Genomic DNA, 17986 nt, shown 5'->3' on the forward strand with positions numbered 1-17986 from the left:
CTAAAAATCCATAATCTTATACTAAGGCTATCATTTCTATCTTTATAATACTGGGGTGGTTCATCATAGCATTTGTACGTAAGCATCTTAATTCCATATTTTCTATAATAATTTTTATAGCCATTCGTCCTGTACAATCTAAATCCAAATGAAATATGATATTGTCAACCAGAGGATGATCTATTAAAAATTGATTCAGTGCAACAGAAATTTTAATTTCTTTGTTTTCATTTTTTAAACAATAAATTCTAGTTAACGAAAGAATATGATCTTGATTAAACTTCTTATTTTCTAAAGTAAGCAGTGTAGCTTGAGATAACACATCAATCGGTGCTTCACATACATGTACTATACGGCAATTAGGATCAGATTCTATACAAAAAGAAAATCTCTTATCACTTCCAGTAGCGTCACCTATGAAGTTATTATTTATACCTCTCAATGCAATATGTCGCATCCTCTGCGTTTCTTTTTCATACCCTACAAATTCTATATTACTAAATATTCTATCTGTTTCAAGATTATGGTAAACAGACCGATAAATAAGATAGTGAGTGATACAATAATAAATGACATCGTATGAAATTCTTTGGCTCAATAAATAATAGATTGCCATTTGATTATCTTTTTCAGGCAATGGCTTTTGTAATTTCCGATCTCTTTCTTTTTCTGAATAAGGAATGTATTTTGGTTCTTTTAATGATAGGCTTCTTGCAATTAATTCAGCTGCTTCCATAAATGAATAACCGTCGACTTTGATTAAAAAATCTAATGCTAATCTGCCTCCGATTTCCATAGACTGTCAATTCCATAATCCATTCGATATATGCAAACTATCATGATCTCTTATACAAAAAGTATTATGTGATATCTTTTTTAATCGCTCTGACTGATAATTTAACAAGTAAGTAAGTAAATCAACTTTCTTGATTTTGTTTAATAATTCAAGCTTGATATAAGACATATTCGATATTTAGATTGCGTAGAACATATGTAATCTTTTTCTTCAAAAGAAAAAAGGGAAACAAAGGATATTTAAATTATTGTGGGATGGGTTCTTTTGTTCATTTCACAAAAAACCTTTCGTTGTAGAATATCGTTGTCAAACATTATTCTTAACGAAAGGAGTAGTTTTCCACTATGGATATTATAACAGATTTATTGAATATACCTCAAAAAGATGTTTTATCCTCTTCTCGAAGTGAAAACGGTTCTTTGATTATCGATATTACTCTCGTATCTAAAAAGTTTAGCTGTCCTTCCTGTGGTTTTTCTCCTACACATATTAAAGACTATAAAACTAAATCTATTACCCATTCTGCGCTGAACAGCCGTTCTTGTCTGATCCGCTATCGTGCCAGACACTTTGTGTGCGCTATATGTGGCAGATATTTTTTGAATCAAATCCCTTCCTGCCTTCCGGGCATACTATAAGCAGCCTTTAAAAAAGAAGTAATTTATTCATTTCCGAACCTTATTACTTCTTTTTTGAAACCCCACGTTAATTTAGAGCCCGAAACAAGTCCCTTTTCACATAACTATCCATTTAAACAGCTTTAAATACCTCTATGTTCATTACTTTTTGTTGTCAACACACTCCACATCCAGAAATCACTGATGCCATCCAGAATTAACAAAGAGCCGGACCATATCGAAACGATTCCAGTTTCCTCTAAAGGCAAAAATAAAATTAATAAGGAACAAAAAATAGTAAAGATACTGATCCCCATGGCAATATTGCCACTACGTTTTTCTAAATAACGAATGCGTTTCGATAAAGCAATATCCTTTATGCCATGTAATAAAGTCACAAAGGCTATAACATTGGGAATATCCTGTTCCACTTCTTGTGGTAAGGTCAATGCCCAAATTCCTAAAAAACTTATCAGAATCCCATTTATTAAAGAAGATATCGAAAAGATATGCTTTTCTTCTTCTATGATGAAGAGAAATAAATGCGGTATTCCTTGTATCAACAGAATGAGTCCTAACAGATAACAGGTTGAATAATGCACCTGATCACGTATAACGATCAACACTAATCCCATGGCAGCCCATAGCATCGCCGATAAAAAACTGTTTGTTTTCCATTTACTGAGATAAGATTCAGTAATCAGCTGCGGCACCTTCATATGTGATTCCTCCTTATGCTTTATATCTTTTTATTTTACCACGAACTTCATGAATGAGAAAGTGTTTTTCAGCAGTTATCTGTTTAAAAAATCATCAGCTAAATTTAACCTAAAAAATAGCCATCTGTTAAAGAGGATGGCTATTTATCAATTACTGTTGCGTTTCTTTTTCTTTCTTTCGTTTTTTCCAAAAGAACAATAAGATCAGAAACAGAAGGCAACCTGCTCCTGCCGCAAGATATCCTATATTACTATGATCATTACCGAACAAACCTGCTAACGGTGTTTTATTCTCTTCTTCTTTTTCCGTTTTTATTTCATCTTTCGTATTCCCATTTACTGCATCTGTTTCCTTATCAACGGTTTGCTCTTGTCCACTCACTTGGCTAGTTTCTGTACCGGTTGTCTGTTGCGTTTGTTGATTTTGATTTGCATTCTTATCCACAGCATCTTTATCTATCAGTTTATATACAAATTTGAAGACATGATGTTCCTTATCAACAATGACCTTTCTTTGTTTTTCTTTGCTTTCATATCCTGCAATTACCTTTGCTCTAAGTGTGACTTCATTGCCTTCCTCTGCCACCATCGTTCTTTGTGTCGCAATATCAACACCTATCTCATTTACATAGTGAACTGTGTAACGGATACCGGATACCACAGCAGCATATCTGGCCACATAGACTTCTTTTCCATTTACCAAAGAGCCAACTTCAGGCAATTGTTTATTCCAGCCGACAAATACATAGCCATCTTTTGCTTCTACCTGTGGTTCATCAGGAAATTTGCTATTTTCCTCTACGGTATAGGTTACACTCTTTTGTCCTTCTACCGTACCATTCACACCACCGCGAAAACTGATTTCATAACTTGCTGCCTGTACCACACATATATTCATACATAAGAGACAGCTAAAAAGGAAAGAACAAAGTTTCATAGCTTTATGCATGCTCATCATCCCTTTCTTTTCTTCTCTTAACCAATAACAAAATTACGAATACGGCACTTCCTAAAAATACTGCAAGGATGGCCCCAAGTCGCGTAACATCGCCTGTTTTAACACCAGTAATATTGGCGATGGTATCAATCACCTTATCCACCGGTTTATTTTCATCAAATTCCACACTGAATACCAGCCCCAGATCACCCTGTGTTCCCTGATAGGTGTTATCCATAGAGGTTCCATCCAGATGAACTTGAATTTCTACCGTACTGCTTTCCCCTTTTTTTAACTTCTTTAACAAATAGTTTTCTTCTAATGTAGGTATTCCTTTCGCTTTCGGCCCTCCTACACGCGCTTTAAAGAAAGTTTCAGAATTATTCAAAAACGTTACATCATATACAACGTCCTTCCCTAAGGTTTTAGAGTTTTCAGCTTTCACATAATAACTCATTTCGCGATAATCCTGATTGGTCAGCTGAATCACAAATGTTCTGGTTTCACCAGGCATCATATCCTCAAATCCCTTGGTATTATTTTCTTGAACGATGAATTCATTTGCATCACCATCAAACACAAGTCCTTGTGTTTCATTGGCATGGATAGGCATTAAAAATAACATAAACAACAGTATACCTGGTATGATACATAACTTTTTCATATATAGCATCCTCCTTACTGTTCTTCAATGGAAGTGATATTGCCCTGCTTATCAAAAGTAGCTTCAATTCCCCATTCAGCTAAAATAGCCTCTTGTGCAACGACATCTTGAATAGCATCTGCCTGCAAATGCAGGTAAGCCTGATATTCCTGATATTCTTCACCTTTAATATCTTCACTTAACACAATACGATCAATTACATTATCAGATTGATCTTGTGGCAAAATGGGTTTCTTATAATAGAAATATACTATTTCATGATTGCTTGCTTTGCCATCATCCAAAATAATCCAATTTTCTGGTTGCGCTGTCACCAGTTGAATTAAGGATGCATCACTACCCTTTACTTTTTTGCCATCACGATCTTTCCAGTAACGTGTTGCGGTGATTCTCACATATAAATTCTTTTCTTTTACATTCTTCACACATACTTCACGATGCAATGCATCATTGGGCATCACGTTTTTAAAGGTATAGCCTTCAGCTGTCATTTCTGCTCTTGTATCATCTGTATGATCAATTAATTCGATACCGAGTGTCTTCGCACTGATAGGAGTACTGACTCCTTTTTCTTTACGGAAAAAAGCCAAGGAACCTTGATATACAAAAACCAATAAAAGAAGAGCTGCTATTGCAAGTAAGACTTTTTTCTTCATCGCTACCCCTCCTGTTCGATTACACCTTTCTACATATATACTATAGTAAACAAAAGTCACAGACAAGTCACAAAGCTAATAGATACATGTAAAATATTACGATGTTTTTGATGATGCATTGTTCTTTCTGTGAATTCTATTTTATCGAAAAAGGAAACGCCATAACGATTTGTCCTATGCGTTCCCTTATGTACCCTTACCTAATTGTTATAATTATCAGGCGTTACCGGAGTTGTACCATCACTCATGAACCAACCCGTAATGAATCCATCTTCATCCATGGCCGGTGTAAAGTTATCGGCCTGAATAGCCTCTGCTGTAACATCCATGCTGATGGAACGATTAGCCATTTCTTTGCCCCATGTTTCTGGAATCTTAACTTCGCTAAAGAATTTCACCGTATTATTTGGTGCTACAGGTTCCACTTTATTCTTATAGTAATAATAGCCATCAGCACCTTTTTTCCATAATGTCATATCCATATTTGTATTGGCAATCAAAGCCTCTGTATAGCCAGCAGGCAATGCGGTTTCATCATCACTTGTTACATTAATCTTACAACGAATGTAGGCTGCTTTAGAGCCTTCTTTGATTGTGATCGTAGGGTCTTTTTCAATAACCTGATTAGGTGTTACATCCGTAATTTCTTTATTCGGATGATTCTTATCATATTCAGGCTCTTCTAAATTAATATCGACATCCCCCATCGTAATCGTATTTTCTGCAACCTTTGAATCCGTAAAGTATGCCAAAGTACCTCCTGTAATGCCTGCAACTGCTAATACACCAATGAATGCTAACGCGAGCATTTTTTTATTTTTCACCATCTTCATTTTCTCCTTTTCTCATTTATTTGTTAATAGCTTCAAAATCTTTAAAATCTTCAAATACTGTTTTCACTGCCAAGATGCTGTCCATGCCATCCATATTATCCGCTTGTGCAAAATAACCTTTTACATTTATCTGGAAGTGATGCATTGCCAGATCATTGGTTTCTCCTGCTTCTGGATAAACGGCATGTTCGTTGATTTTTACATTCGTAAATACTGGAACTGTTTTATTCTCAACATTGTTTTCATCTGGATGTAAAGCTTTTTTATAAATTGCCAGTGTGTGATCGGCATTGAAATACCAATCATTTGTATTCCAATCAATTTCTGCGAATTTGTTTAATGCCGCATAAGATGTCACAGCTGTATCATTTTCAACACCTGTATATTCAATTTTAACAGCAGCATATGCAGGTACGTTTGAAGTGTTTTTCAACTGAGGGTCTTTCGCAATTGTCTGACCTGGGGTAAAGTTTTGTGCATCCTGTTTACCTGTAGCCTCAATATCACATGTTTCTCCTTCAAAGCATTCGCCATCCCAATGTGGCTCTTTGATTTCCCCATTTACATTGTCACCAAAGGTAAATGTATTTTCAACTGGGCCAGTTTGAAACTGCAAATATGCATAGGTTCCACCTACCGCAAGAATTCCAACCAAAGCCAGTGATACTCCTAATTTTGTTCTCTTCTTCATCATTTTTTCCTCCTGTTTCTATAAACTTACTTGGCTGTATAGCTGTTTTCGCCATCTGCCAAATGGGCATTTACTAAATTAACCAATTCCGTTTTCGCTGTTGCTTCATCAACACCGGTTGCCTGCATCGCAAAGCCTTTTACAACAACTTCAAACTTTGGCAATGTAAAGACATCGGTTTTTACAAGATCACCTTGCTCATTAGCGATGTAATAATCAACGCTAGTATTAACTTCTTCATTTTTTACATCAATCGGATTCTTATCTTTATCATAAATAGTCGTCGTTTCATACTCTGTTTTAATTACTTCTTTAATGCCGGTATTTACCTTTAGGGCATCAAACACTGTAGGATTAGTTGTAGTATGAGGTGCTACCTGCTGTGAAAACATATACACATCACTTGTATTATTGCTTGCTATTTTGATCCAAGCAGGATTTACACCATTCTGATAATTACCTTCAGAACCATAGACAATGCTGGCATATTTTTCAAACTCTGCTGCCGATACTTTTTTCTTGTCGTTATCTACATAATCCAACTTCACAGCTACCCAAATGCTTTCTGTATCACTATTGTTTACCATGCCCGGATTTTTTGTGATAACCTGTCCAGGATAATAATTGCTTGCGATATCGTCATGGAATTCTGTTTCGGTAATCTCCGTTTGAATATCCTTGCTACTTGTAAATGTATTGACTTTATCTTCTGTCACATGGTTTAAATACGCAAGTGTTGCTCCAATGCCAACACCACATGCTAAGGCTAATGCCAATGCTGTACCGAAAAATTTTTTATTTGCTTTCATTTTACTTTCCTCCCAGGATTTCCTTATCCTTGTGCTAATTCAATTAATGCCTGCCTAGCTGCATCTTCGCTGACTCCATCGCTTTGTACCGCATAGCCAGTTACCTTGATACTAAAAGTCGGCCACATATTCTTACTGTTTGGTGTTAAATCTTTATTAACAATAACGGATGAGAATAACGGTTCGGTTATATTCTTACCAGCAGTTGTATCCAATGTTCTTGTATACATATATAACTCTTCGATAGCCGCATGATCTGAAATTTTCACGAAATTAGGATTAACTTCGTCGTTTTGATAAGCGGTTTTCGCATATTTTTTCTGGAAATCAGCTTTCCCAATTGCCTTACCATTTTCATCAAAGTACTGTACTTTCATGGCAACCCATTCACTTAGACCATCGCTTGTGTTTTTAACCATGGGATCTTTACTGATTACATTCCCCGGCAGATAGTTCTCAGCCATCTGTAATCCGCTGTTTTCCATGCCCGGTTTTACACTTGTACCCGGAAGGATATCCGTAGGGTAGGTATCATCAAATGTATAGCCATCCCACTGTGGTTCACGCAGTTCCAATGACAAATTCTTATCAGATGCAAATACATTCGTAACACTTTCGGTTACATGACTTAGTAATGCAAATGTCATTCCTGCGGATAACGCTATTATCATAATCGTTGCGATTGCTACTTTATGTATTGTTTTTTTCATGCCCATCCTGTGACCTCCTTTCTTTTGACACTCCTATTATCCATTTAGGTAGTCACATAATGGTAACAAGAAAAAAGATTTTTATATTTTTTTCTAGAAAAAAACCACATCTTCCTTAGATATGGCTTTCTTTCTTATCTTATTTATACACGAATAAGCGTGTTTAAGATTGCTTTGGTATTTGCATCTTTATAAGATCAAGGGTTGTCGGAAGCTTTTGCAAAGCATTAAAATCCTCCATGCCCCAAACCTTGTTCATGGTAGCCTGATCCGCTTCAATCGCATCTGCTAAGACCTTAATTTCCACCTGATATGCAGATGGAACATCCGTAACTTTCACGCTTTTTAACAAATCTTGCGTCTTGGCATCAGGTGCTACTTTTTCCGTGTAATAAAACGTTTTTGTGGCCTCATCATATTTCCACAAGGATGAATTACTGAATGTGGCAATGACCTTAACCTTATCATCGTAGGTATAAGTCGCATCGCTCGTATTTTTCAAAGCCGTCACAAAGCGTACTCTTATGTAGGCAGCCTTTGTCGGATACTCTGTAGTATTCACATTCTGAATGCTTACTGCCTTTTCATAAGAACCATTGCCAATGGTATGTAAATTATTTTCTTCACCATCTTCATAACGCGTTGTTGCGCCATTTTCAAGAATAGCGATATTCACTTTCTGTTCAATAGCCGCTCCCCCGGTAAAGTTATTTACCGATGTCTGCGATTTTTGCGAAAGAAGGGCAAACGTTATTCCACAACTTACACACAAAAGAATGAGAATACCAATCAACCATTGTGTTTTTTTATGTAGATTCTTCATGTTAATTTGCTCCTTTCTCCTTTTTATCAAACAGACTTCCTATATAAGACAATACAAAGACCAAGATGATTGCGCCTATCAACAGAATGATTCCTGTTTGACTGCTTATGTAAACAGCGAGATATCCTAAAACCGGTATGGAGAAGGAAAATGCTTTGCCGACAAGATTCGCTGATGTCACCAAGCCTCCATCCTCACTATGATTCGCATCGCCCTTAGTTTTCAATCCTTCTTTTGTCACTTGTGTCACTCGATGCGTTACCACAGTATCTCCATTGCCAATCTTAAATGTTACGATATCATCCTTTTCAAAATCTGTGATTTCGGCATCTTTTACAAAAACTAAGCTACCCACATGAAAATGAGGCTCCATGCTTCCGCTCAACACGGCCATTGTCTGTATACCAAATAGTCTTGGGACGAAGAAGATGCAGGCAAGAATTACGACGACAATCAGTAGAAGCGTAGATAATATATTCGATATCTTTTTCATAAGTTTCCCCTTTTCTAGTTCAGTAAGTTGATAGCCGCAGCTACATCGCCTATTACATCTTTTAAGGTGTTGTTAAGATTGTTTGTAAAATAAGATTTTCTTGGATTATCTTTGATATCCGCTATCTTCGTACCTTCTTCAACACCGTAATACATGCCATGTTCTTGACCAATAAACAGTAATTCATTATTCGTTATATTCTGTTCATCATTATCCGATTGGGCAACCAACTGATACTTCCAGGACCAGTTCGTTTCTTCTATCACCGTATAATAGCCTTTTTTCAGACCTTTCACGGATATGGTTTTACTAGTTTCGTTTGTATTGGCAGAAAAATTAATTGCCTGATAGAATACCTCTACCGGTTTTTCATCTTCTTTTTTCAATCTTCTTTCAATACGGAAAATAAAGCTTTGATTTGCCTTTATTTGTTTCTCTGATGTATAAGCTTCTTTGATGGTTTTCGTTATATCCAACTGCCCTTTTACCTTCTTAAGCGTATACACCCATTTCGCACTGACACGATTGGTCGTGTATTCTTCATCAGACTCTGTATTCGGTATATACGTACATAATATCGTCTTACTATCGCCCTTGGTTTCAACCGAATACAGAAAGATACCTGCTTTTCGGTCATCAAAACTATAGGTTTTTTCAATCTTTGTTGCATCATCACTTAACAGTTGTTTAAATTCATCAGAAGTTAACGGTGGAATCGTTACCTCACCTGATGCGGTAAAGGCAGGCCGTTTATTTTCAAATATAGCAGCATAATCTTCTTCTTCACCATAGAAAATAATTTCACTATTCTCCCCACCCGTCAGCGTTAGCTCTTTCACATTTACCACCGGTTTATCAAATTCGATAATTTTTGTAGTATCGCCATCAGGTATTTCAATCTGGGAGCCATTGCCATTTGTCGTGACTTCATTATTCCCCATAAATGCATCTTTCGCCTGTACCTTAATATTTACTGACCAGGTACTATCTCCGGTAGTAATCAACTGATTTTCCCATGTGACAAACCAGCCGTTTTCATCCTGTCCAACAGTTCCGATAATGCCTTCACCACCAAGGATCTTATCGCCGACATGTAATGGGTTGCCTTGCTCATCAATCAAAGTGAAATGAGGATCAATATAGTCCGTTATTTTCGCATGAATTGATGCAGCTCCCACTTCATCACTGATAATTTGTAATAAATCATAAATATCCGTCATATTATCTGTACTTAAAAATTGATCAGGACTGGAAGCTATCTTATTTTTCATAAAATCTTTATCCGCTTCACCCGCACAAACAGCATAGGTTAAGCTTACTTTTTTCAAAGCTTTGGCAGCATCCACAGCCGCCTGTTCTGCGATATCCTTTGGTAAACTTGGCGCACCATCGGAAAAGACAATGCTATAACAGTTATTAGAAGAAGGAGTATTGTCAATTTGCTTTTTTGCCATCGTTAATCCATCTGCCATATTGGTTCCTTGATATGGTGTACCAGAGCATTTTAATATCGTCTGCAACAATTCTTCTTTATTTTTTCCAACATTAACAAATCCCTTTGTTACATCTGTAGCATTATTGCCAAATGTGATAATAGATACATTGCTATCCGCATTCATCCCTTTCACAAAACTTGATACTGCATCTATTAGAACACTGGAACGATCACAATACACTACGGGATATTTAGCAACGATCTCATTTGTCAGCGTTTTTGCACCACTGGTACTAACCGTCCCATTCTTCTTAATGTCGATGTATTTCCATTCCTCACTGGTATTGTCATAAAATAAAAGTGTATTATTATCTGTACTGATAACCCCATAAACATTTCCATTTTGATAAAAATGTGATGCTAAACACTCTTTAATCTGTTTCGTATATTCCGCTTCATTATCAAATGCGGTAAAAGTTATTCCCTGAGAATATTGTATATCCTGTGTCAATTTATATGGTTTGGTAAAATAAATGGCCTTTTTATTTAATTTGTTTACATCATTAAGTGTATGGAGAGGAGTTGCGGCATCTGTCGATAACATACTTCCTGAAGTATCTAAAACAAATTGGACATCCATGTTTTCTACCGTCGTTACCTCATTATTTTTATATCCTGCGCTTAAATGAATATTATATGTACGCTTCTCCCAATCGACAATCGTCGATGTCTTATTGTGTTCAACTAAATCATCAATGTCCAATCGTTTGTTTTTATACGTTATCATCGTTGGTAAGGTTTCGCTAGCGACAAATACCGTTGATTTTTTATCAGATGAAACCTTAAAGTTCTCATCATTCATTTTTATGCTAGTTTCATATCGCGCACCGCTTAATTGCTTGATATATACCTCTTGGCCACTGAATTTCGTAACATCAATTTGAAGTTCTCGTCCAACTTTCGCCCGCAAGATTCCATCATCTAACGTCGTCAAGGAAGTAGCTTTACCATCAATGATCAAATCATATGAAAGCATTTGTTTGATAGGCTCATTTGTATGCGCATCGAACAATTGATATTTATAGGTCTTTTTCAATTCTGTCTCTTGTTCTGCAGCACTCAATCCTGTAGGGTCTAACGCATTTTTTAAAATTAATGTTTTCTTGCTTGGATTCTTAGGTTTTACATATATATCAATGAAATCAGCGCCTTTATTATCTCCTGTAAGGTGCAGCGTTACCTTCCCTTCATTTACAGGAAGTAATGTTCCATTTGCAACCGTATTTTTATCATAGTTCATAAACCCAAGTTTCTTTGTTACAACTTTTTCGATTTCATATGTATTGCTCAATAGTCCCATTTCTAAAGGTATTTGCATATTATACGTATTGAATCGATAAAAACTACCATTGTTTGCAGGATACGTTTTTGTATCTTCCAAGCCATATACATGAATCTTGATTGAATTCGCAAATCCATAAGCATATATTGTGTAAGGATAATTACGCATTTCTATCTGCAGTGTCTCGATATCTCCGATGGGATCGGTGACTCTTGGCATTGGCGTTCTTAAAACATAGGTACTAAAATGTGTTGTTTCAAATGAAAGCGAACCATCCTTAGCCTGTATGGCCTTCATATTTTCAACGTTCTTATGATCAGGATCAACATGATAGACATCGACCTCTTGTGTTTGTTCGATATTCACAAAAGAAACCTTTACTTCTCCCGCCGGCTGTATGATATTTCCTTTATCATCTTTTAAGGTGATATCATATGCTTGAATTTCGCTTTCTTCTTGCAAAACAGTTTCTAAAACCGTATTCACTTTCACAAGCTCTGCTTTTGGCAACTCTTCAACCAGCACCTTTTTACCATTTGCCAACGTCACACTGTCTCCTTGAACGACAACTTTTACACCATTATGTATTTCTGATGTCAGTGTTACAGGCACCATCTGATCTTCCATTTCTTTTTCTTCTGAAACCGGCGTTACTTCCTTTGCCGCTTCTTTTGTATTTTCAGAAAGCACGGTTTTATCATCTGAGGTTTCTTCTGTTGCATCCGTTTGATCATTTACCGTCTCTTCCACAACCTGGGCCATTGCTTCATTGGCAAACAAAAATCCTTCACGATTGCAAAAGGCACTTAATATCATGACACAACTCATACATATTGCGAAAGAGCACAACAGTTTCTTTTTCATATATTACATCCTCCTTGCCATTCTTTACTATATATTTTACAAATATGGATATGATACTTTCTTACGCTATCATATTATCAAAACAAAGTCACAGAGCGGTCACATATGAAAGAGTGTTATGATATAACATACGAAAATCAGATGGCTGGCATCTGATTTCGGGAGGTATCTTAACTAAGTTCTAATTCTTTTACTTCACAAAGCAACTTCACTTTACAAGTTGGATCATAGATATGAAAATTCTCATTAATACGATTCATGACCATAATGCCGGTATCATAATTACATGTAGGCAATAGGACAATAAACTGGGTCATGCTAAATCGTGATATTACATCGCCACTACGCAAAGAAATGCTTAAAATATGCTGCAAGTTTTTCATTGCGCGATCAATTAAATTTAAATACATCTTACTTCCTTTAGGAATGTTGAGCATTGGTTTCACCGTAATCAAACCGCAATAAACAGAAATACCTAACCTTTTCGCCTGACGCGCTTGTAAGCTATAAATATTTTGGAATACGCCATACTCACAATAATACGCACCATTGGGAGAGCCTTCTGCTTGGATGTTGCTTTGAATCTTTTGCAAATCCAGCTCCTGTTCCTTTTGGTCTTTCAACATCTCCTGATAAAGATTTTTTAATTCATTATCCGGTTGTATACCTAACTGTGAATAAAGCAAATCTACCGTCTGTTTGTAGTGATGCATCGCCAATTTCTTCTTACCTTGACAAAGATAAGACTTAATTAGGTAATAATGAATCTTTTCATCTAATGTTTCAAATTTCAATGCCCGATTACATAGTTTTTCAATCGTGTCATATAAATGCTCTTCATCATAAATAGCGGACAAATCTTTAATAATGGAATGATACAACGATTGAAAATATGTTGCTGATGTAAGAATCACATGATCGCCGCTTAATTTAGGCAAAAAAGGGCCCCGATATATATTCACACAGCGCTCTAGATACTCCTTTTTTTCATCTCTGTCTTTTGCTGCCTTAGCTTCATGAAAAGAAGCTTCAAAAATTTCAAAATCTAATTCACACAAGATATCCGGATTCCATCCATAAGCCCCGCGTTTGGTAACGATAAAGTCATCTCTTTTTAAAGTATCTTTGAGCGTAACTCTTAAACGATATACTAAATTTTTCAGCGCTCCGATTGGATTGTTACTTTCTCCTTTTTGCCAAAGAAAGTCACATAACTCACTACCCTCAATAATTCGTGTATGATTCATCAAAAAATATACCAGCAATTTCGCAATCTTGTCCGAATGAAAATCATGACTGCTGACAAGATTTTGTCGATAACGAAGTACCAAATCCTCAAACATTTGTACTTTCACGACCTCTGTTTCAGGCATACCCATAATCATCCTTCTTTCATACTCCTAGCATCTGAATCCTTTTTCCATCTCGTAATATTTTATCATATATTCGTCATATTTTGAAAAAATATCGATAACTTTTTTAATATCTCTTTTCACGTTTTTAATCTTACCCATTAATTTTTTTTAATCTTGTGCGAAATCACCTCATTTAGCTAAAAATGTTTTCTTTTTGGATATAATATGAAATCAATTGTATGAAAGAAAAAGATTTTGACAACTTGTGAATTGTAAGAAATACTTCATAAGTAATTACAAGGATTATGGTATAATTTGCTTACAAATTTGATGAGGAGGACAACTATGAAATTAGGGGAAAGTATTCGCAATACGAAAAAAACCATCACGAGTATTCTTTTTTTAATGCTCATCATCGCATTGATCTTCTTTGCGGGAATGAAATTTGCCGACCGTAACAGTGAACCTGAAATATCATCAACCGCGCTTGCCCAGCAACTGCAAGAGGTCAATGAACTAGCTGTTTTAGATTATAATTATACGAAAGTAGGAAAATTCGAGAATTCGTTAAAACTGAATGGCTGGAGCATTCCACTTACTAAGAAAAGCTTTTTATTAACGTACGCAGGTAGAATACAGGCCGGTGTTGATATGAGCGCTATGGAAGTAAATGTGAAAGGCAAGAAAATTCTTGTAACACTTCCCGAAGTTCGCATTCTCAATAATGTTTTAGATGAAAAAAGTATCGAAGTCTATGATGAAACTAAAAATATTTTCAATCCTATCAGTATCAACGATTATAAAACCTTTGCTACTAAACAAAAAGAGCGTGTTGAAGATGAAGCTATTGAAAATGGCTTATTGAGCGAGGCTGCCACCAAGGCCCAATCCACAATTCGTAAGTTCTTACAAATGATTCCGGAAATTAAAGATGATTATACCATTGAAGTTACCTTTAAAAAATAAAACGCGTTTTCCTATATTGCTAAAAAGGAGCCGAACAAGATGACACATCTTATTGACTCCTTTTTTCTATTACACTGTACCATATGCAACATCTAAAGCTTGTTTAATATCTTGTATCAACGTATCGGGATGTTCTAATCCGGCATACATGCGAACGTGTGTTAATTTTAAGCCACGTTTTACTATATCCTCTTGATTTTTCCCTTTATATACCGGCAATGCCAAACTTTCAAAACCACCCCAGCTTACACCTAATGTAAATACCTGCAACGCATTTACGAATGTCTTTAATTTTTCTAAATCATCATCTGCTAAATCGATTGCAAATAAACTTCCATATCCGGTTAAATATTTATCCGCCAACGCTTTTTGTTTCGCATCTCCGCAATATGGATGATGAATTTTCTCAATGCGCTTATCCTCGCGTAAAGCATCAATTACCTTTTGTATCGTTTCATGCACATTGCGCATACGTACAGGCAATGTACGCAAACCACGCAGGGCTAAGAAAGCATTCATTGGACTGCATGTTGCCCCCAGATATAAATATCCTTTTTCTTCAATTTGCGAAATGATTTCTTTCCGGCTGATAATCGCCCCACAGACAATATCGGAATGTCCGCCAACATATTTTGAACATGAATGAATCACCACATCAATGCCATGATCTAAGGGATGCTGATAAAGCGGTGATGCCCATGTATTATCAATTACGGTGACGATTTCTTTAGTTTTTGCAAAAGCAGCTAATTTCTGTAAATCAATCATTTCAAATTTTTGACTGGATGGACTTTCAAAGTAAATCATGCGGGTATGTTCTTGTACACGCTTTATAATCTCATCTACATCCGTTGTATTCACAACCTCACAACTTACGCCATACTTTTCAAAATAGCGTACCAATGACACGGTTGCCCCATACACCGTATTAACAAGCAACACATGATCTTGGGCTTTGAGCAATGTGATAATGGCAGCTGAAATGGCACCCATTCCTGATGCGAATACTTTACAGCGTTCCCCATGTTCCAAGACTGCCAGTTTTTCTTCCAACAATCCTACCGTTGGATTTGTGCCTCTGGTATATACATAAGAATCAAATTCATTGCTGCAGCCATAGGCAAAATCTTCAAAGTCTTCAAAGAAGAAAGAAGAAGTCATCACAATTTCCGGAGCCATTGCATGATATTGACGCTGACGCTTTTCTACTTCATTACATATATTTTCTATATATTCCATACTCTTACGCCCCTTCGATACGATACATGCGTTCATGCAGATGAATAAATTTTTCAGCTAAGATCTGCACGGTTTCTGCTGCCATCATCTGATCTTCTGCATGAATCAAAAGCAAGCGAATATCGATTTTTTCCTGATTGGCTTCTTTGGTAATGAGCTGCGCATGAATACGATGTCCCTCATGAAAACAAGAATCCCCTTCTGCCATCAAGGCTTTGGCTTTATCGTAATCATCTTGCTCTGCAGCTCCTATGGCTTCCATATAACAACTTTTCGCACTTCCGGCAAAACTGATGATTTGAAAACAGACGGCTTCAATTCCTTCCATATTAGCCAATCTCCTTTTTCACAACTTCCAGCACACCTTTGCCATCCATCATGCCATACATTGCCATATCGATGGTCATGACCTTACAGCTCGCCTCTTGTTTAACCTTTGCTTCCTGGAAACGAATCTGCGGTCCTAACAGGATGATATCTGCACTATCTTTTACTTGATTTAATTCATTGATTGAATAAGCATGAATATCACATGCATACTCCATCTGCGCAGCCGCCTTTTCCATAGCTTTTACTAAGATGCTTGTAGATGCTCCCTGAGAACATAATAAGACGATTTTTTTCATTTATGCCAACTCCTTTTTCTCTGCTTCTTCTTTTTCTGCTTCTTCTTTGATAAACTGATGATCTAACGCTTTGGTAAATGGCATGTAAATCAATACAGTCAATGCAACGATAACGATCTGTACAACTGCACCTTGCCATCCGCAAACTAAGAAACCACTGAATAAGAATGGTGTTGCCCATGGTGCCTGCACATTAGTAAATAATGGCATAAATCCGATATTCATAGCTAGATAGACAATCAGACAAGATAAGACCGGTGTAAGAATCATCGGAATCAGCATAAGGGGACTAAATACGGTTGGCGTGGCAAAAGTAACCGGTTCAGAAATATTGAATAAGGATGGTACAAAGGCCACTTTACTTACCGCCTTCATACGTTTACTGCGTGCGGCAATTAACATAGAAATTGTTAAACCGATCATCATACCGGCACCGCCAATTGTTAAGAATTGATCCAACATTTGTACCGTACCATAACTTCCGGTTGCACTTGTCAGATTTCCGGCATCTGCCAATACTTGATTGCTTGCAGCATTGGCATACAATAATGGATAAATCAAAGAGTTGATAACAGTAGGATGAATACCTGCCCACCATAATAAACCATTTAACAAGGCTACGATTACCATGGCCCATGGCTGTGAGATGATGACCTGCAATGGCAGCTGAATCAAGCTGAAGATAGCTTCCGGTAAGGATCCGGAAATAACCATACAAACACCATTGATGATCAGCATGACAGAAACAATCAATACGCCTGGAATTAATGCAGTAAACGCATTGATTACCATGGTTGGTACACTATCCGGCATTTTGATGGTCGCATTCTTTTTAATACAGAAACGGAAGATTTCCACCGTGATAAACGATGTGATAATAGCAGTCAGAATACCTTTTGTACCTAACCAGTCAAATTGCAAGATTCTTGTCGCAACTTCACCGGATTCTAAGGTTAATGTTTTCGGTGATACGACAACATAAGATACCAGCCCTAACACGGTGACCGTTAGTTTATCAAGTTCATAACTTTCAGATAATTTGTAAGATAAGGTACCAGCTAATAATAACCCCATTAAATTAAAGGTTGCACGATATGCTGGAGAAATAAAATCTGCCCAGTTTTCTCCAAAGATACCATTCATGAATTCCGCATAACCTGGAATTGGAAAGTCAGTAATCAACATGAATACCGTACCAATGATTGTTAACGGCATCAGTGCAAAGAAAGCACTTCGAAAAGCTTGGAAATATCGTGTATTTGTAATGACAGCTACTTTAGGGGTCAGCCATCCTTCTACCCATTTCAAAATCATATAATTTACCTCCATATGAGTTGTTAAGCGCTTCCAACTGCCTAATTTATACAATGGATATAACAAATTGTAAATAGGGTTGACAGTTTCTGTAAAT

General features: G+C 36.6%; 18 protein-coding genes and 1 pseudogene. 2 read left to right on the top strand and 17 right to left on the bottom strand.

Going from position 1 to position 17986, the window contains the following annotated elements; all coding sequences use genetic code 11:
• Positions 1 to 16: 16 nt before the first annotated feature.
• Entirely contained in the window at positions 17 to 796 is a 780-nt protein-coding gene (locus AC1VS3_RS07510) for a hypothetical protein (RefSeq protein WP_270757385.1), read from the bottom strand.
• Positions 797 to 1140: 344 nt separating this feature from the next.
• Between AC1VS3_RS07510 and AC1VS3_RS07515 the strand changes: the two are divergent.
• Positions 1141 to 1442 (top strand): annotated as a pseudogene (locus AC1VS3_RS07515) (ISL3 family transposase); the annotation flags it as partial.
• Positions 1443 to 1556: 114 nt separating this feature from the next.
• Here the strand turns inward: AC1VS3_RS07515 and AC1VS3_RS07520 are convergent.
• The 12 genes from AC1VS3_RS07520 to AC1VS3_RS07575 all read right to left on the bottom strand — a co-directional run bounded on the left by AC1VS3_RS07520 (position 1557) and on the right by AC1VS3_RS07575 (position 13768).
• Positions 1557 to 2132, bottom strand: a complete 576-nt coding sequence (locus AC1VS3_RS07520; RefSeq protein WP_008690680.1) for a DUF308 domain-containing protein — start codon at positions 2130 to 2132, stop codon at positions 1557 to 1559.
• A 151-nt stretch (positions 2133 to 2283) separates the two neighbouring features.
• Positions 2284 to 3030, bottom strand: coding sequence for a MucBP domain-containing protein (locus AC1VS3_RS07525; RefSeq protein WP_165877194.1), 747 nt, complete (start codon positions 3028 to 3030; stop codon positions 2284 to 2286).
• 43 nt (positions 3031 to 3073) lie between these two features.
• Positions 3074 to 3733: a hypothetical protein gene (locus tag AC1VS3_RS07530; RefSeq protein ID WP_120136657.1), complete on the bottom strand. Its 660-nt coding sequence runs from the start codon at positions 3731 to 3733 to the stop codon at positions 3074 to 3076.
• 14 nt (positions 3734 to 3747) lie between these two features.
• Positions 3748 to 4389, bottom strand: coding sequence for a hypothetical protein (locus AC1VS3_RS07535; protein ID WP_008979773.1), 642 nt, complete (start codon positions 4387 to 4389; stop codon positions 3748 to 3750).
• Positions 4390 to 4589: 200 nt separating this feature from the next.
• On the bottom strand, positions 4590 to 5216 hold the full coding sequence (locus AC1VS3_RS07540; protein WP_270373455.1) for a SipW-dependent-type signal peptide-containing protein: 627 nt from the start codon (positions 5214 to 5216) through the stop codon (positions 4590 to 4592).
• 22 nt (positions 5217 to 5238) lie between these two features.
• A complete protein-coding gene (locus tag AC1VS3_RS07545; RefSeq protein ID WP_120136659.1) occupies positions 5239 to 5913 on the bottom strand; it encodes a hypothetical protein in 675 nt (224 codons plus the stop codon).
• Between the two features lie 26 nt (positions 5914 to 5939).
• A complete protein-coding gene (locus tag AC1VS3_RS07550) occupies positions 5940 to 6722 on the bottom strand; it encodes a SipW-dependent-type signal peptide-containing protein (RefSeq protein WP_120136660.1) in 783 nt (260 codons plus the stop codon).
• Positions 6723 to 6745: 23 nt separating this feature from the next.
• The gene (locus AC1VS3_RS07555; RefSeq protein ID WP_120136661.1) at positions 6746 to 7438 is read right to left on the bottom strand and encodes a hypothetical protein; all 693 of its coding nucleotides are present in this window, start codon (positions 7436 to 7438) and stop codon (positions 6746 to 6748) included.
• Between the two features lie 157 nt (positions 7439 to 7595).
• Complete coding sequence (locus AC1VS3_RS07560; protein ID WP_120136662.1) at positions 7596 to 8255, bottom strand: hypothetical protein; 660 nt, start codon at positions 8253 to 8255, stop codon at positions 7596 to 7598.
• A 1-nt stretch (position 8256) separates the two neighbouring features.
• Positions 8257 to 8748 (bottom strand): signal peptidase I, encoded by a 492-nt coding sequence (locus tag AC1VS3_RS07565; RefSeq protein ID WP_120136663.1) that lies wholly within the window; start codon positions 8746 to 8748, stop codon positions 8257 to 8259.
• Between the two features lie 14 nt (positions 8749 to 8762).
• Entirely contained in the window at positions 8763 to 12389 is a 3627-nt protein-coding gene (locus tag AC1VS3_RS07570) for a vWA domain-containing protein (protein ID WP_120136664.1), read from the bottom strand.
• Between the two features lie 170 nt (positions 12390 to 12559).
• Positions 12560 to 13768 carry an AfsR/SARP family transcriptional regulator gene (locus tag AC1VS3_RS07575; protein WP_196028867.1) on the bottom strand — a complete coding sequence of 403 codons (1209 nt, stop codon included), beginning with the start codon at positions 13766 to 13768 and terminating at the stop codon, positions 12560 to 12562.
• A gap of 321 nt (positions 13769 to 14089) precedes the next feature.
• On the opposite strand from AC1VS3_RS07575, the gene AC1VS3_RS07580 reads away from it, so the two are divergent.
• A complete protein-coding gene (locus AC1VS3_RS07580; protein WP_008979782.1) occupies positions 14090 to 14710 on the top strand; it encodes a DUF4230 domain-containing protein in 621 nt (206 codons plus the stop codon).
• 69 nt (positions 14711 to 14779) lie between these two features.
• Here the strand turns inward: AC1VS3_RS07580 and AC1VS3_RS07585 are convergent, their stop codons facing one another.
• From AC1VS3_RS07585 to AC1VS3_RS07600, 4 genes are read right to left on the bottom strand one after another with little or no spacing between them, the layout of a single operon-like run.
• On the bottom strand, positions 14780 to 15949 hold the full coding sequence (locus AC1VS3_RS07585; RefSeq protein WP_119983271.1) for a trans-sulfuration enzyme family protein: 1170 nt from the start codon (positions 15947 to 15949) through the stop codon (positions 14780 to 14782).
• A 4-nt stretch (positions 15950 to 15953) separates the two neighbouring features.
• On the bottom strand, positions 15954 to 16277 hold the full coding sequence (locus AC1VS3_RS07590) for a PTS sugar transporter subunit IIA (RefSeq protein WP_008979784.1): 324 nt from the start codon (positions 16275 to 16277) through the stop codon (positions 15954 to 15956).
• A 1-nt stretch (position 16278) separates the two neighbouring features.
• Complete coding sequence (locus tag AC1VS3_RS07595; protein WP_008690671.1) at positions 16279 to 16575, bottom strand: PTS sugar transporter subunit IIB; 297 nt, start codon at positions 16573 to 16575, stop codon at positions 16279 to 16281.
• Complete coding sequence (locus AC1VS3_RS07600; RefSeq protein WP_119983270.1) at positions 16576 to 17889, bottom strand: PTS sugar transporter subunit IIC; 1314 nt, start codon at positions 17887 to 17889, stop codon at positions 16576 to 16578.
• Positions 17890 to 17986: the final 97 nt, after the last annotated feature.

The organism is Longicatena sp. (assembly GCF_982403165.1).

Coding starts and splice junctions, on each gene's coding strand:
- AC1VS3_RS07560 (WP_120136662.1), bottom strand. CDS start 8,255: ATGAAGAATCTACATAAAAAAACACAATGGTTGATTGGTATTCTCATT.
- AC1VS3_RS07570 (WP_120136664.1), bottom strand. CDS start 12,389: ATGAAAAAGAAACTGTTGTGCTCTTTCGCAATATGTATGAGTTGTGTC.
- AC1VS3_RS07545 (WP_120136659.1), bottom strand. CDS start 5,913: ATGAAGAAGAGAACAAAATTAGGAGTATCACTGGCTTTGGTTGGAATT.
- AC1VS3_RS07590 (WP_008979784.1), bottom strand. CDS start 16,277: ATGGAAGGAATTGAAGCCGTCTGTTTTCAAATCATCAGTTTTGCCGGA.
- AC1VS3_RS07585 (WP_119983271.1), bottom strand. CDS start 15,949: ATGGAATATATAGAAAATATATGTAATGAAGTAGAAAAGCGTCAGCGT.
- AC1VS3_RS07565 (WP_120136663.1), bottom strand. CDS start 8,748: ATGAAAAAGATATCGAATATATTATCTACGCTTCTACTGATTGTCGTC.
- AC1VS3_RS07535 (WP_008979773.1), bottom strand. CDS start 4,389: ATGAAGAAAAAAGTCTTACTTGCAATAGCAGCTCTTCTTTTATTGGTT.
- AC1VS3_RS07520 (WP_008690680.1), bottom strand. CDS start 2,132: ATGAAGGTGCCGCAGCTGATTACTGAATCTTATCTCAGTAAATGGAAA.
- AC1VS3_RS07600 (WP_119983270.1), bottom strand. CDS start 17,889: ATGATTTTGAAATGGGTAGAAGGATGGCTGACCCCTAAAGTAGCTGTC.
- AC1VS3_RS07530 (WP_120136657.1), bottom strand. CDS start 3,733: ATGAAAAAGTTATGTATCATACCAGGTATACTGTTGTTTATGTTATTT.
- AC1VS3_RS07575 (WP_196028867.1), bottom strand. CDS start 13,768: ATGGGTATGCCTGAAACAGAGGTCGTGAAAGTACAAATGTTTGAGGAT.
- AC1VS3_RS07540 (WP_270373455.1), bottom strand. CDS start 5,216: ATGGTGAAAAATAAAAAAATGCTCGCGTTAGCATTCATTGGTGTATTA.
- AC1VS3_RS07580 (WP_008979782.1), top strand. CDS start 14,090: ATGAAATTAGGGGAAAGTATTCGCAATACGAAAAAAACCATCACGAGT.
- AC1VS3_RS07525 (WP_165877194.1), bottom strand. CDS start 3,030: ATGAATATATGTGTGGTACAGGCAGCAAGTTATGAAATCAGTTTTCGC.
- AC1VS3_RS07550 (WP_120136660.1), bottom strand. CDS start 6,722: ATGAAAGCAAATAAAAAATTTTTCGGTACAGCATTGGCATTAGCCTTA.
- AC1VS3_RS07555 (WP_120136661.1), bottom strand. CDS start 7,438: ATGGGCATGAAAAAAACAATACATAAAGTAGCAATCGCAACGATTATG.
- AC1VS3_RS07510 (WP_270757385.1), bottom strand. CDS start 796: ATGGAAATCGGAGGCAGATTAGCATTAGATTTTTTAATCAAAGTCGAC.
- AC1VS3_RS07595 (WP_008690671.1), bottom strand. CDS start 16,575: ATGAAAAAAATCGTCTTATTATGTTCTCAGGGAGCATCTACAAGCATC.